At 73.5% G+C, this 14,463-nt stretch carries 13 protein-coding genes; all 13 read right to left on the bottom strand.

Annotated features, from left to right (window positions below; translation table 11 throughout):
• Positions 1 to 101: 101 nt before the first annotated feature.
• A complete protein-coding gene (locus HCN08_RS23520) occupies positions 102 to 1,175 on the bottom strand; it encodes a COG1470 family protein (protein WP_167985212.1) in 1,074 nt (357 codons plus the stop codon).
• Positions 1,176 to 1,251: 76 nt separating this feature from the next.
• On the bottom strand, positions 1,252 to 2,817 hold the full coding sequence (locus HCN08_RS23515) for a prolyl oligopeptidase family serine peptidase (protein ID WP_167985211.1): 1,566 nt from the start codon (positions 2,815 to 2,817) through the stop codon (positions 1,252 to 1,254).
• Between the two features lie 397 nt (positions 2,818 to 3,214).
• Positions 3,215 to 3,352 (bottom strand): non-reducing end alpha-L-arabinofuranosidase family hydrolase, encoded by a 138-nt coding sequence (locus HCN08_RS23510; RefSeq protein WP_167985210.1) that lies wholly within the window; start codon positions 3,350 to 3,352, stop codon positions 3,215 to 3,217.
• A gap of 241 nt (positions 3,353 to 3,593) precedes the next feature.
• Entirely contained in the window at positions 3,594 to 5,456 is a 1,863-nt protein-coding gene (locus HCN08_RS23505; RefSeq protein ID WP_167985209.1) for a cellulose binding domain-containing protein, read from the bottom strand.
• Between the two features lie 413 nt (positions 5,457 to 5,869).
• Complete coding sequence (locus HCN08_RS23500) at positions 5,870 to 6,877, bottom strand: hypothetical protein (RefSeq protein WP_167985208.1); 1,008 nt, start codon at positions 6,875 to 6,877, stop codon at positions 5,870 to 5,872.
• Positions 6,878 to 7,243: 366 nt separating this feature from the next.
• Entirely contained in the window at positions 7,244 to 9,550 is a 2,307-nt protein-coding gene (locus HCN08_RS23495; RefSeq protein ID WP_167985207.1) for a heavy metal translocating P-type ATPase, read from the bottom strand.
• Positions 9,547 to 9,756 carry a hypothetical protein gene (locus HCN08_RS23490; protein ID WP_167985206.1) on the bottom strand — a complete coding sequence of 70 codons (210 nt, stop codon included), beginning with the start codon at positions 9,754 to 9,756 and terminating at the stop codon, positions 9,547 to 9,549. The genes HCN08_RS23495 and HCN08_RS23490 overlap by 4 nt, the downstream gene beginning before the upstream one ends.
• A gap of 105 nt (positions 9,757 to 9,861) precedes the next feature.
• The gene (locus HCN08_RS35660) at positions 9,862 to 10,386 is read right to left on the bottom strand and encodes a copper chaperone PCu(A)C (RefSeq protein ID WP_167985205.1); all 525 of its coding nucleotides are present in this window, start codon (positions 10,384 to 10,386) and stop codon (positions 9,862 to 9,864) included.
• Between the two features lie 190 nt (positions 10,387 to 10,576).
• Positions 10,577 to 10,786 (bottom strand): hypothetical protein, encoded by a 210-nt coding sequence (locus HCN08_RS23480; RefSeq protein WP_167985204.1) that lies wholly within the window; start codon positions 10,784 to 10,786, stop codon positions 10,577 to 10,579.
• Positions 10,787 to 11,079: 293 nt separating this feature from the next.
• On the bottom strand, positions 11,080 to 11,697 hold the full coding sequence (locus HCN08_RS23475) for a sigma-70 family RNA polymerase sigma factor (RefSeq protein ID WP_167985203.1): 618 nt from the start codon (positions 11,695 to 11,697) through the stop codon (positions 11,080 to 11,082).
• A 189-nt stretch (positions 11,698 to 11,886) separates the two neighbouring features.
• Positions 11,887 to 12,597 (bottom strand): hypothetical protein, encoded by a 711-nt coding sequence (locus HCN08_RS23470; RefSeq protein ID WP_167985202.1) that lies wholly within the window; start codon positions 12,595 to 12,597, stop codon positions 11,887 to 11,889.
• Complete coding sequence (locus tag HCN08_RS23465; RefSeq protein WP_407648874.1) at positions 12,594 to 13,574, bottom strand: cytochrome c oxidase assembly protein; 981 nt, start codon at positions 13,572 to 13,574, stop codon at positions 12,594 to 12,596. The genes HCN08_RS23470 and HCN08_RS23465 overlap by 4 nt, the downstream gene beginning before the upstream one ends.
• A gap of 109 nt (positions 13,575 to 13,683) precedes the next feature.
• Positions 13,684 to 14,355, bottom strand: coding sequence for an SCO family protein (locus HCN08_RS23460; RefSeq protein ID WP_167985201.1), 672 nt, complete (start codon positions 14,353 to 14,355; stop codon positions 13,684 to 13,686).
• Between the last annotated feature and the right edge of the window lie 108 nt (positions 14,356 to 14,463).

Below are 14,463 nucleotides of genomic sequence, written 5' to 3'. Positions count from 1 at the left end.
CACTCACCGGCCCCTGGTGACGGCCCCACCGCGGGGTGGCACCGACGCGATGCTGTTGCCCGACCTGGCGGAACCTCGTCGCCAGGTCGGAACAACGACAGCTACCGGGTCGTCCGGTCGCTGAGCGCCTGCTCGACGGCGGCCTGTACGAGGGCGTCCTCACGCAGCTTGCGCCGCGTACGGCGGCGGCGCGCTTGAAGCAGCACCCCGACAGAGATCACGATCAGTAGGACGATCAGCAGCAGCAGTGTCCATGGGACCGCCCAGCCGTGCGTCGAGGCCCGCACCGTCTTGAGCGAGGTGGTGGAACCCGACGGGTCGGCGAACTGCGGTGTGACGGCTGCGGTCGCGGTCAGGCTGAATCCTGGTACCACGTCATGCACGGGCACCGTCACCTTCCAGCTCTCCGCGGGCAGCAGGTCCGGCGCCGGGGGAATGTCGTCCGATTCGGCCCGCAGCCACCCGAACGGGCCGTGCAGCGATACCGCCTGGCGGGCCGACAGCGTGGTGTTGCCGGTGTTGTGGATCGTGTAGCTGACAGTGGCGTCGCCCCCGGTGAACGGGTTGAGCGAGCCCGCGTAGCTCACCTTGAGGTGCTCGACCGCGAGACCGGGCTTGAGCTCGCCGCTGACCCGCAGTTTGACGCGGATACCGAGGCGCCGGTCCACGTTGATGCCCTCGGCATCGTCGCGCTGTGTGAGCGAAGTGAGGATGCCGCCCACGTAATCGCCGGGGGTGGCGTTGTCCGGAACCGTGGCGGTGAAGGGGACCTCGACGGACTTGCCGGGCTCGATCTCGACGCTGTCGCGGCCGGCGTGGACCCAGGCGCCGACTCCGACGGACTTCTTGTCCCTGGCGAGCAGGTCAAGTTGCCCCGCGTCGGTCGTGAAGCCATCGGCGGCGTAGACGGCGAGGTCGAGCGGCACCTTGCCGCGGTTGGCGACAACCATGGCGTCCTTGACCTGTCCGCCCGGGCTGACTGCGTAGCTGAAACTGGGCCGGTCGTCGCCGTAGCTGTTGGCCGCCGTCTTGACCGTCCAGGTCACATCGCCGTCCGCCGCGGCGGCGGGGCCGGCGGGTAGGGCGGCAAACGCGAAGGCGGCGAGCAGGGCCGCCGCGACGATACGGCGGAGAACGGCGACGGTGGTCTTCCGGCGACCTACGGGCACGTGCATCTCAGGGGTCTCCTGGAAAGAAAGACGGGGTGGGGCACCTCCTGGTGCCCCACCCCACCGGTTGGAACGGGTCGGATCAGCTGCTCAGAGCGGTGATCGTGAGGGTGGCGCGGTAGGCGCCCTTGTCGACGCTGCCCGGGATCTTCAGTTCCAGGTCGGCGCCCAGCTTGGCCGTGCCCTTGGGGTGGTTCTGGTCGGCCCAGCCGAGGCCGCGAGAGACGGACAAGCCGGCGCCGTGGTCGTCGTAGCCGGGACTCACCGAGCCGCTGGCCTTGGCTCCCGCACCGGCCTCCAGTACCTGCGGCGTCCAGCCGAGGTAGGCGCCGGAGAACTGCTTGTCGCCGTCCTTGAAGTCGCTCACGCTGGCCGAGATCGACCACGGGGCGAGCGAGCGACGGCTGTCCGACACGGCGATGGGGTTGATCTTCCCGGTCGCGTCGAAGTAGTCGCCGTCGTGGTCCTCGGCGGTGCCGAGGTCCACCAGGCCGTTGTCGCCGTCGATCGTCCAGCCGAACTCACCGGGAGGTGCGTCCGGCACGTTCACCAGGAGTTCCTGGGTGGACGGGGCGGTCGGCGGGGTCGGGGCGAGTACCCGGTCGAGGAACGCCTGTACGTAGCCGAAGTTCGGCAACTCGTCAGTGATGGGAGCGTCCGCGGTACCGAAGTACTGGCGCACCGGTTGCTTCTTGCACGTGCTCGGGTCGACCTGCTGGACCCTCCGAGTCACGTTCTGGACGCTGGCGGGGTAGCTGCCCGTGTGGCCCTGGCCCGCGACCCACTGGAACGTCGCGTCCACGCATGCCGCCGCGAGGGCGTCGAACATCTGCTGGCTCTGGAGGAAGGGGAGAAGGTTGTCACTCCCGCCGTGCATGAGCAGGAAGGGCGGGTCGTCCGCCGACACGTTCTGGACGGGGCTGGCCGGGTCGGCCCAGACGCAGTCCGGGTCCTGGAGGCCGGCCGGCATGCTGCCGCCCTTGCATCCCACGAGCGACGACTCCGGGGAGTTCGTGGGATTGTGCTGCAGTCCGGTGATGCCGACTCCGCTCGGAGGAACCGCGAGCCCGTTCTCGTCCACGCCCCACGTTGCATCCCCACCCCACTGGGAGTCCATGGTGCGGAAGTTCGCCGGAAGTGCGTAGGTGACGACAGCCTGGACTTTGTCCGATACGCCCTCGGTGGCGGGGTTGGTACCCCAGAAGAGCGGATTGTCACTGCCACCGGTCGTGCCGGCGATGGCCGCGGCCCAAGCACCCGAGGAAAAGCCCGCGAACGCGAACCGGTTCGGGTCGAACCCGTACTCGTCAGCGTGAGCACGCAGGTAGCGGATGGCGTCGTGAACGTCCTGGATCTGACCGGGCGCCTGCACCTGCGAACTCGACCGGATGCTCACACCGGCGACCGCGTACCCGGCCGAGCCGAGAGCAGCCGCCCACGTGTTCGCGCCGCCCTTGCCGCTGTCCGCGGTCCAGGCCGAGCCGTTGGAGAAGATGACCAGCGGAAGCTTCTCCCCCTTGGCCCGTTCGGGCAGGTAGATGTCGAGCAGGTTGCCCTTCGTCGTGGCAGGGATCGGGTCCTTGTACGCGATGTTCGTGAAGTTCTGTGACGCAAGAACGTCACCGTCGTCGGCGAAGGCGGGCGACATCCCCGCCATACCAGCCAGGAGTGCGATGACCGAGGCCTTGACGGCCAGCTTTCTCCACCGGCCGCTGACGCCGGTGGGTGTTCGGCGCCCGACTCTGCGCGCCTTCTCATTCAACATACGAGCCCCATCTGTTCGTAGAGTGAACTGATGTTCACCAGCTGCGTGGGCAGCAGCATCCAAGCAAACCCAGGGTGTGTCAATGAGTCATACAGAGATATCGACCCAACGCGGCGGCCCGTTCGGGCAGGTCGACATCTGTAGCCACTCCCCCACACCGAAACCTCACACCCCCCGCGGCAGCCGGCGATGCCCTTCACGAGTGGGCCCCACACATAAGTCGCGCATCCGATGGCCTGCCCGTCCCTGGCGGCGCAGAAATCGCAAGATCCGCAGAGCGTCATCGCGCCTCCACGCCGGCCGTCGGCCCGTGGTTGTCGCGCACCAGGTCGCCATGCCGGGTGTCGTCGGCCCAGCTGGCGCCGCTGTTGGCCCTGCCCGCGAAACGGCGTGACTCGGCATCCCGGCGACCGCCCATGCCTTGTCCGCCGTCCCCGAAAGGGCTTTGACCAGCCTCCGAGGCTCCTGAGCGGGTGAGCGGGTGAGCGGCGTCGGCCGGCTGCCGGCGCTGGCCCAGGAAGGGAGCGGCCGGAGGGGCGGGTGGCCGGAATGCAGCACGCCGGGCTTCCGTACGAAACCGGGGCCCGGTCCCGGCGCCACGCGCGCCGGGGGCCGGGCGGCCGGGACGCCCCCCTCGGGTTCCCGGCCGCCCGGTGCAGTCAGCCGACCGTGCAGGCGGCGCCGTTGAGAGCGAAGACCGCGGGGCTCGCGTCGTTCTGCGACCATGCTCCCTGGAAACCGAAGGAGACGTCGGCGCCCGGCGCGATGGTGCCGTTGTAGGAGAGGCTCTTCGCGCTCACCGCAGAGCCGCTCTGGGTGACCGCGGCGTTCCACACGCTGGTCACCTTCGTGTCTCCGGGAAAGCTGAAGGCGAGCGTCCAGCCGCTGACGGGCGTGCTCCCGGTGTTGGCGACCTTGATGTCCGCCGTCAGACCGCCCTGCCACTCGCTCTTGGTGTACGTGACCGCGCACGCGCCCGAGCCGGTGCCGCCACTCGTACCGCCGGACGTCGTCGCACCGCCCGATGTCGTACCGCCCGTCGCGGTGCCACCGCTCCCCGGGTGCAGCTGCACGACCACGATCGAGTAGGCCGGCACGCTCTGCTGGGCGGCACTGCCGGAGACCGCGGAGGTGATCGAGGTGCCGTTCTTGGCGTATGTATAGACAGTCGGGGTGGTGGCGGACGGGCTGAAGCCGTCGAAGTCCAGCGAGACGGCGACCGCGTTGGACGGGTCCTTGTTGATCAGCATCACATCGACGTCACCGTCGGCCCGTTTGGCGGCGTGCACGGCCAGCAGGGAGCTGGAGCTCGAACCGCGGACCAGCCAGTCGCCCGGCGCGGCGAGCTTCGTGATCATCTGCGTGCCGTAGTACGGCGCGAAGGGGGTGTCCAGCGGCGGCTCGCAGGACGCGCCGCTGGAGAGGACGCCGTAGTCGTCGTAGTCGGTGCCGCCGTCGACGCTGGTCACCTTGCTGCAGTCGGTCCCGTTGTGCAGGCCCCACCAGTCGACGTTGAAGGCACCGTTCTCCATCCAGGTCAGGTATTCGTCCGGGGCGAAGAGCCCGTTCGAGGCGGCATCCTTGTACATGTTGCCGTTGGCCTCGGTGACCGCGATCCCGACGTCGGGGGCGTTGCTCCCGGCGTACTGGTCGATGAGGGAGCGCAGGGTGCTCGCCATGCCCGGGATCTCCGCGTGCGGCTTGCCCAGCAGGTCGGCCTCGCTGGAGCTGGTCGGGTAATGATGGACGATCACGAAGTCGATCTTCGGTCCGGCGATCGACATGACCGTGTGATTCCAGTCGGCGGTGTCACCCGGCCCCGTGAGGCCGTCCGGCCAGTTGCCCGGCGTGGTCAGGACCGCGCCGATCTTGATGCTCGGGTCGACGGCCTTCATGGCGGAGGCGTACTGCACCAGGTTGGTCGCATAGGTGGTGGCACTGTGGCTGGAGTGCTTGTCGGTCTCCCAACTGGAGCCGTACTCCCCGTTGCCGTAGACCTCGTTGCCGATCTCCCAGTACCTGACACCGTAGCCCTTCGTCACGTTGGCGTACCGTACCCAGTCGGCCGCTTCCTGTGCCGTCCCCGAACCGTAGTCCGCGGTGACGATCGGCTGGGCGCCCGCGGCCTTCACCGTGCTCATGTACGTGTCGAAGTCCGTGCCAGGGGCGACGTAGCCGCCGTCGGTGGTGTGGGTCTGCCAGTGGTAGATGTCCGAGTACGAGCCGCCGGGATAGCGCACGGCCTTGATCCCAGCCGCACTGAGCAGCCCGGGAACGGCCGCGTCGTTCATGTTGCCGTCGTAGACGGCCACGTTGGTCCCGACACCGGTGGCAGGCACGGTCGCCAGCACCTGCCCGGCGTTCACGGTCACCGCCGCCGTCGTGGCGGCGGACGCGTCGGGGCTCACGGCCAGGCTCGCGCCCAGCAGGGTGAGAACGGCGGTCGCGGCCCACACGAGCGGGGCACGACGCGGGGGGTTCATCGGCTCACGCCCCTGCGGGGGCGGCGTTCGGACGTGCATCGGATACTCCTTGCGGTGTGGGGGACCGGGCAAGGCTCTCGGCGTACGCGGAACGTTAGCGCTCACAATCGTCTTCTCAGCTGTCTGCCGCGAGAGGTGGGGATCTCGGGAGCCGACGGCGGCAGGATGTATCACCTGCGTGGCACTGTCAACCGTGGTGGCGGTGGGGAGGGTGTCCACACAGGTGCCGGAGGTGATACGCAGCCCCGCCGGAACACTTCTCGTTACCACGCCGTCGGCGTAGGCGCCGGCCTGGGGGTGTCCCGTCCGGTAGCCCTGGGCCTTGACGGCCGGCCACACCGCCCGGTCGGACATCTGGAAGCCGAAGTCGGCGTGGCCGCCCGGGTCGTCGGCGCCGGGCGGAGTGTCTCGGGGGCGGGCCGGCGACTCGGTGTTACGCGGGCCGGTGGGGGTCAGGTGCCGAGGAGGGGTGCGAGGTCGCCCGTGAGGAGCGCCTGCATCAGTACGTCGCCGCGGCCGTCCGCGGGGTGGGCCGTCAGCCGCACGACGTGTTGCGCGCCGCCGTCGACCGTGACCTTCGCGTCCGTCAGCAGCTGCGACCACGGCTCGTTGGCCGAGCGCGAGCTGCCCGAGGCAAGCTGGGTGCGCAGCCGGGCCGCGAGTGCGTTCGCGGCGGACGCGGAAGGGTTCGTCCGGCACAGCTCGTTCGTCAGGTCCGCGGCCGAGGTGCCGCGCGTGCCCACGCCGAGCACCGTGCCGTTCACCGCCGCTTTGACGTCGCCGGTGCCGCGGTCCGTCAGCTCGGCGGCCAGCGGGTGGTCGAGGCATTCGGCGACCGCGCTGAAGGCGGCGTCGCTGCCGAGGGTGTGGCCGCCGTCCGCGTCGACGCCGTCGAGCGCGGCCAGCGAGGAGGCGTGGACGAGCGACGAGCCGCCGGTCCGTACGAGGTTGAACTGCCCGACCGCGGCGCCGGTGAACGTGTCCGCGAGCTTGCCGGTCAAGGAGATCTTGTGGTCCTGCTGGAGGCGCCAGGTCTTGCCCGTCGGCCCGTCCTTCTCCGGTGTGCCGCCGAGCGCCTGGAGCTTCGGCGTCACCGCGGACGGGTCGATGCCGCCGTCGAGCCGGCCGCCGGTGTCGGGCGGGTTGCCGGCCTCGACGGCGACGTTCGCCGTGCGGCCGTCGAAGCCGAAGCTCTGCTGGGTGAGCTGGGCGGCGGATGCGATCTCGCCCCACCCGTGCGCGCTCAACTGCGAGGCCGCCCGTCCCGTGCCCGTCAGGCCGGCCTTGCGCTGGGCTTCGAGGTCGCCGAAGTCGACCCAGGCGCGGTGCTCGGCCGTGTCCGTTATCCGGCCCAGCTCGGCGCGCAGGGTGTCATCCGCGTCGGCGCCCCGGTGGACACCGCCGCTGCCGCCGCACCCCGCGACCGCCACTGCGGCGAGCACCACGGCCCCCGCGATCATCTTCGCCCGCATCACCCTCGCACGCCCCCGATCGTCCGCGTCCTCGGCACGCGCCCATGAGCGCGCCGGTCTCCCTAACCGCCCCCGCACAGCCCTTCCGCGGACGCCTGAACGCCCTCGCCCAGGACCATGGCGACGGGGGCGACGGTGTGAAGGACGCGTTCAGCAGGGAAACGGATGCACTTGAGCGCAGGGCAATGACGGCCCGTTCGGCGATGCCCGTCGCGGTGCAGGACAAAGACGCCGGCTACGAGGCCAGGTGGTTGGGCTCCGCTGCCGACGGCCGGGAGTAGCTGGCGGTGCCGCCCGTACGCCGTCGCGAGGTGGTCTCACTGCCGCTCCGACAAAGCGCGGCCTCCTCCGATGTCACCCCCGTGGCGTACGCCCGGCCCGGCGGTGCGAGGTGGGCTCCCAGGTGCGCAGGCGGAGGCTGTTGGCGACGACGAGCAGCGAGCTGAGGGACATCGCGACCGCGGCGAGCATCGGGTCGAGCCAGCCGGTCGCGGCCAGCGGGACGGTCACCAGGTTGTAGGCGAACGCCCAGGCGAGGTTGGCGCGGATGGTGGTCATCGTCCGGCGGGCGAGCCGTACCGCGTCGCCGACCGCGCGGATGTCGCCGCGGACCAGCGTGACGTCCGAGGCCGCGCGGGCGGCGTCCGTGCCGGTGCCCATGGCGATGCCGAGGTCGGCCGTGGCCAGGGCGGCGGAGTCGTTGACGCCGTCGCCGAGCACGGCGACCCGGCGCCCCTCGGAGCGCAGGTCGCGTACCAGCGCGGCCTTGTCCTCGGGGGTGAGGCGGGCATGGACGCGGGTGATGCCGAGCGCTTCGGCGACAGCGAAGGCGGGACCTTCGCTGTCGCCGGTGGCCAGCACGGGGTGGACTCCGAGCCTGCGCAGGTGGTCCACGGCCCGGTAGGCGTCGGCGCGCAGGCTGTCGCCGAGGGTGATCACGGCCTCGGGGACCCCGTCGACGGTGACCTGCACGCAGGTACGGGCCTGCGCCGCGGCCTCGGCGACGGCGGCGGCCAAGGGGCCGGTCAGTGCCTCGTCCGGGGCGCAGACCGCCGTACGGTGCCCCTCCACCGTGCCGGTGACCCCCCGCCCCGGGATCGCGGTGAAGTCCTCGACCGGGGGCAGCGCCCCGCCGGCAGGGCGGCGCCGGGCGGCGTAGGCGGCCAACGCCCGGCCCAGCGGGTGCTCCGAGCCGCGTTCGACCGCGCCCGCGAGGCGCAGCACCGCCTCCTCACCGAGACCCCCGGGCCGGCACGCCACCGCGGTCACGGTCATCTGGCCGGCGGTCAGCGTGCCGGTCTTGTCCATCACCACGGTGTCGATGTCGCGCAGCGACTCCAGGGCGCGGGCCCCGGAGACCAGGACGCCCAGGCGGGCGCCCCTGCCGGTCGCGGCGAGCAGCGCGGTCGGGGTCGCCAGGCCGAGCGCGCACGGGCAGGCCACGACCAGCACCGCGACCGCCGCCGTCACCGCCGCCTCGGCCGCCGCGCCCGCCCCGAGCCAGAAGCCCAGCACTGCCACGGCGAGGGCCAGCACGGACGGGACGAACATCCCGGCGACGGTGTCGGCGAGCCGCTGCGCCCGCGCCTTCTGCGTCTGCGCGTCGGCGACTGCCCGGGTGATACGGGCGAGCCGGGTGTCGGCCCCCAGCGCGGTGGCACGCACCACCAGCAGCCCGCCGGCGTTGACCGCGCCGCCCACGACCGGGCTGCCGGGCCGCACTTCGGCCGGCTCGCTCTCACCGGTCACCAGCGACAGGTCCAGCGCCGAATTCCCCTCGGCGACGGTGCCGTCCGTCGCGACGCGCTCGCCGGGCCGTACGGTGAAGTGGTCGCCGACCCGCAGCTGCGCCGGTGCCACCAGTCGCTCGGTGCCGTCCGCGGCGCGCAGGGCCACCTCGGGGACGGTGAGTTCCGCCAGCGCGCGCAGCGCCTCGCCCGTGCCGCGGCGGGCCCTGCCCTCCAGCAGCCGCCCGGCGAGCACCGCGAGCGGGACGCTCACCGCGCCTTCGAGGTAGACGTGCACGCCGTGGTGCGTCGAGGGCAGCAGCGTGAACGGCATCCGGTAACCGGCCGCGCCCGCACCGCCGAGCAGCAGCGCGTACGTGGACCAGCCGAGCGAGGCCGCCACGCCGAGCGAGACCAGGCTGTCCATGGTCGCGGTGGCGTGCCGCAGCCCTTTTACGGCACGGGCGTGGAAGGGCCAGGAGCCCCAGGTCGCCACCGGCAGGGCCAGCGCGAAGCACACCCACTGCCAGGAGGTGAACTGCCACGACGGCACCATCGACAGGGCCAGCACGGGCAGCGCCAGCACGGCGACCGCGAGCAGCCGCAGCAGTTCGCCCCGGTCGGCGCGGGGCTCGTCGGCCGGGGCGTCCGGCAGCCGCGGCTGCGCGCCGTACCCGGCGGCCTCGACCGCGGCGACGAGATCGGCGGCCGTCAGCGAGGCGGGGTGGGCGATATGCGCGGTCGAGGTCGCGAGGTTGACGGTGGCGGTGACGCCGTCCAGCCGCGCCAGCCGCTTTTCGACCCTGGCCACGCAGGCGGCGCAGGTCATTCCCGTGACGGTCAGGTCGGTCACGGTCAGGTCGGTCGCGGTCGGGTCGGTCACGGCGCTCTCCGGGGCCGCGGCCGTCTGCGCTCCCGCGGGTGCGGCGCTCATCCCATGCCCCCCATCCCGCCCATGTCCCCCGTCCCGCCGTGCCCGTCGGCCGGCGCGCCCGTCGGCGCGGGGTGCATACGGGGGTTGACGGGGCCGGCCGCGGCACCTGCGGCGTAGGAGGCGCCGAAGACGACGGCGAGGAAGAGGACGAAAGCCACGACGAGGACGGCCGGGGCGGGTGCGGCACCGGCGGGCCTCCCGGTCATGGGACCGGGGCGCGGGGCGGCAAGCAAGGGGGGCATGTCTCTCCAGAGCATGGCGCCGCCGGCCGGGCGGCACGGGGGTGGTGTCGTTCGCACGCCGGTACGGCGTCAGCCGCCGAGCGGCACGACCACCGCGCGGGCGCGGATCGTGCCGCTGCCCGCGAAGTGCAGGTCGAAGTCGACGGTGCTGCCCGGCGTCTGCGAGGGGTCGGCGGGCAGCATGAGGTCGGTGCCGAAGGGCGACATCGCCAAGCGGCTGCCCGGTGGGAGAGCGAGCGCCCGGACGGGCTCCATGCGCCCGGCGCCGTGCTCCTGCACCGTGTGGGCCATCATGACCCGGCCGAACCGGGGGGAGCTGACCGACAGCAGGGTGTCGGCGGACTGCCCGGTGTTGGCCAGGTCGAAGTACGCCGAGGTCGTCTCGGAGCCGGTGGGCGCGAGGACCTGCCCGGCGGTGACCCTGATCCGGGCCGGCAGGGCACCGGCGGCGCCGGACGAGGCGTACAGCGTGAGGGAGAACAGCGCCACGGCCACCACGGCGAGCGGCGCGAGGGCGCCGCGCCACGGACCGGCGGGACGGCGCTGGGGGTTCTTCGGCGCGACGGGTTCGGCCGCGCGGTTGTCGTGCGTCACCTCTCAGCAGTCGGCCGCGCGGGAGGAGAAGTTCCCGTACGCTGCCGCGCCGTACCGCCCGGGCCGCCGGCCGCACGAGCCGGCGACCGGGGCGGCAACCGGGGCGGCAACCGGGGCGGCGACCGAGGGGGCCGGCCCCCCCCGGCCGCTCCCGCCTCTCCGCCTCTCCGGGCGGATTGCGCGCCGGCCGTCAGCCGAGCGCGTCGAACCGTCCGGCCTTGGCGTCCTCCACCAGGGAGCCGAACTGGTCGGCGCTCATGCGCACCTGGTGTCCGAAGTCGTCGGTGATGACGACGCGCTGCTCCGCGGACGCGTCGGGGTCGAGGAAGAGCTGCGGGCAGCCGCAGTCGCACTTCCCGCAGAAGGTCGCGAGGGGTTCGAGGCTGCTGAGGTCGGTCATGACGGGCCTGCTTTCTGCGTACGGGTCGGGTCCGGGTGCGGGCGGCACGCGGTCCCCCGGCTGGGGCATACCCCGGGCCCGCGGCGCCGCCACCGCGTGCCGCAGCCGCGCGGAAGCACGGTCGCCGCGGCCGTCGCGCCCCTGTGCCCCGCGTGCTTCCGCCGGTGGGGCGAGTCGGGGAACCCGGGAGGCCGCCCGTACGACTCCTCCGAGGAGGTGCCGCGCACGGCCTCCCGGCGGCGGATCCCCCGGGGGGCGGTCGTGCGGACCGTCCCCCGGGGGCTGAACGGCCGTCAGGCGGCGGTCGTCAGTTTCCGCGTCCGGTCGTCCTCGTCGGCCAGGGCCAGCCGCGCGAGGTCCTCGCGGGCCCGCGCGACCCGGGACCGTACCGTCCCGACGGGGCAGCCGGCCCGCAGGGCGGCGTCGGCGTACGGCAGGCCCAGGAGCTGGGTGAGCACGAAGGCCTCGCGCCGCCGGCGTTCCAGGGCACGCAGCAGGTCGAGCAGCACGACGCCCTCGTCGAATCCCGGCAGGCCGGCCGGCTGCCGCCGCTCGGCGAGTTCCTGCCAATCGGTGTGGCCGGACGGTTTCGGCCGGGCGGCGTCGTGGCGGTAGCGGTCCACGACCACCCGGCGGGCGATCGACAGCAGCCAGGTGCGCGCACTCGACCGCCCGGCGAAACGCGGCAGGCTGGTCAGGGCGCGCAGATACGTCTCCTGGGTGAGGTCGTCGGCGCCGGGCAGGTCGGCGGTGAGGTGGGTGACGAACCGGCGGACGTCGCCGTGCGTCGCCTCGATGAAGCGGCGGGCCGCCTCGGCGTCGCCGCCACCGGCGGCGAGGGCCCAGGCGGTCACCTGGGAGTCGTTGCGCGCCGACGGCGGGCGGGCGGTGTGAGCAGGAAATGCGGTCATGGTGGGTCCTCCACTGGCGCGACCACCGGAACGGCGGTCGCGCGGACGGGGCGGCCCACGCGGCGGACGGCGCGGCCGGCACGGGGACTCCCGTAACGGGCACGCGGATGCGCCACGGCGCGGGGCCGGGACAAGGGTCCGGGTGCGCCCGCTCGCGGCGGGGCCCGGCGCCGCGCCCGGCACGCCCCGTCAGACCCGGCCGGGCCCGCGAGGGGCCCGGCCGCGCAATGGCCTGCCCGGGGGTCCGGGCGCCGGTGAGCTCGTCACGGCGACAGCCGGCGGACCCCGCCGTACCAGCGCGTGCCGCAGGACGGCGCCCGCCCCCGCCCGTACCGGGGGCCGCGCGGCCGGCACCACCCTGCGGGGTTCGCGTACGGCGGCGCCGAGCGCGTACGCGGAACAGGCCCGCCGCAGCGGCGCCACCACGGGCGCCGCCACCAGCCGCGCGAGCCGCCACGCGGCCACTTCGCCGCGCCACAGCCACAGGCCGCAGAGCACGGCGGCGCCGGCGTGCGCGGCCAGCATCCCCGGCGACCACTCGTGCATGCCCCGCATGCCGGCCGCCCCCGGGCCGTGGGCGGCGGCCGTCGACGCGCCGCGCGGCAGGCCGCCGGGCCCGAGCGCCTGGGCGACCGTGAACAGCAGGTGCACAAGCCCCTGGGTGGCCACGCTCGCGCCCGTCACCGCGACCCCGCCGCGCTGACGGCCGGTCAGCCACCAGGCGGCGGCGGTGACGGAGGCGAAGGCGTAGCCCAGCGCCCAGCCCGGCACGCCGGAGCCGGACATCAGGCAGTGCCCGAGGCCGCTGACCGTGACGCACAGCGCGGCGAAGACCGCCGCGCGGGCGAGCCGGAAGCCTCGGCCTGACCTCGTGCCGCGGTCGTGCCGCCGGCTCCTCACGGCGATCCGGGCGTACCGCCGGCCAGCCGGGCCAGGTAGGCGTTGTAGGCGGCGAGTTCGGCGTCGTCGTCGCGTTCGGCCTGCCGGTCGCCGCGGGCCGCGGCCCGGCTGTCGGAGCGCGCCCACTGCACCAGCAGGGCCAACAGCACCAGCAGCGTGGGCACTTCGCTGAACGCCCAGGCGATGCCGCCGCCGGTGCCCTGGTCGCCCAGCGCCGAGATGTGCCAGCCGGCCGGGGGGTGGGCGAAGAAGCCGACGAGCGGGCTGCTCGCCATCATCAGCGCGATGCCGAAGAAGGCGTGGAAGGGCATGCCGATGAACAGCTCCAGCATCCGCATGAGGTGTGCGGGCCGCCGCGGCGCCGGGTCGATGCCCATGATCGGCCAGAAGAACAGCAGCCCGGTGGCGAGGAAGTGCGCGAGCATCCACTCATGGCCCGGCCACGACCCCATCGCCCGGTCGAACAGCGGCGTGAAGTACAGCCCGTACAGGCTCGCGACGAACAGCGGCAGCGTGAACAGCGGCGACGACACGATCCGGGTGAACCTGCTGTGCAGCAGCCGCACCAGCAGCTCGCGCGGGCCGGTCCGCCCGCGGGCGGCGGCCGGCAGGGCGCGCAGCGCCAGCGTCGTCGGCGCCCCGAGCAGCAGCAGGATCGGCGACAGCATCGACAGCACCATGTGCTGCACCATGTGCACGCTGAACAGGGCCATTGCGTAACCCCCGATGCCGGTGCAGGTCACGGCGGCGACGCTGAGCACGCCCGCCGTCCAGGCGAGGGTGCGCCCGGCGGGCCAGGGGTCACCGCGCCGGTGCAGCCGGACGACCGCGACCGCGTAGAGCAGCAGCGCGAGCGCGCACACCGCCGGCTCGACCGGCAGCGGCTGCGGATGCCAGGCCAGCAGCCGCGCGGGAGTCGGCGGGGCGGTGGGCATCCACATGGGCCCGGACATGCCGTGTCCCCCCGTCCCGGGCATGCCCGGCATCCCCGGCATCCCCGGCATCCCCGGCGTGGACTGCCCGTCGAGCACCGCCGCGACCGCCTTCGTCAGCATGCGCGTCCCCCTTCTGCCGGCTTCCGGCCGGTCACCGGTTCCGCCCGGCGGCGACCTTCGGCAGGTCGGCGGCGTAGGTGGCCTCCGGCGTGCCCGAGGGGAAGAGCACATGGGCCCGGTCGTCGGCGGGCGAGAAGGCCAGCACCTCCGCGCCGTGGCTGACGGTCACGCTGCCGTCGTCCTGCCGTTGCGGCGCCTGGACGCTGATGCCGAGCCGCTGCGCGGCGTGCTGGATGGTGGCGAAGTCGCCGGTCAGGCCGGTGAAGCGGGTGTCGATCAAGCCGAGCCAGCTCTTGAGGCGGCCGGGGGTGTCGCGTTGCGGGTCGGTGCTGACGAAGACGACGTCGGGCCGCGCCGTGCCGGAGGGCAGGCGGCGCAGGGCGAGCGCCAGGTCGGCCATGGTGGTCGGGCAGACGTCCGGGCAGTGGGTGTAGCCGAAGTAGAGCAGCAGCGCCCGCCCGGCCGTCCGCTTGCGGAGGTCGTAGGGCTTTCCGGTCTGGTCGGTGAGCACCAGGTCGGGCTTGGCGAGCGGCGTGTCCAGGGAGATCGCCCCGGGAGGCGCGGACGGGTCGGTCGGCGCGGACACGACGGCGAGCGGTTGGCCGGCGGAGTCGCCGGAGCGGGAGGAGCACGCGGAGAGGGTGAGCGCGCCCGCGGCGGCAAGGCCGGCGCAGGCAAGGGCAAGGGCAGGTCGGGGATGCATCGAGAAACCTCGGAGGAGGACGTCCGTGAGAGGGCGCAGGGCGCCCCGGCGGCGCACGGCAGCTGCCCCGCGGCACTCGTCCGCGGCCACGCCGGCACGCACGCGGGC

The sequence above is a fragment of the Actinacidiphila epipremni genome (assembly GCF_012034175.1).
Taxonomy (GTDB): domain Bacteria; phylum Actinomycetota; class Actinomycetes; order Streptomycetales; family Streptomycetaceae; genus Actinacidiphila; species Actinacidiphila epipremni.
The sequence above is the reverse complement of the archived record's forward strand: the minus strand, read 5'-3'. Positions and strand labels throughout refer to the sequence as shown.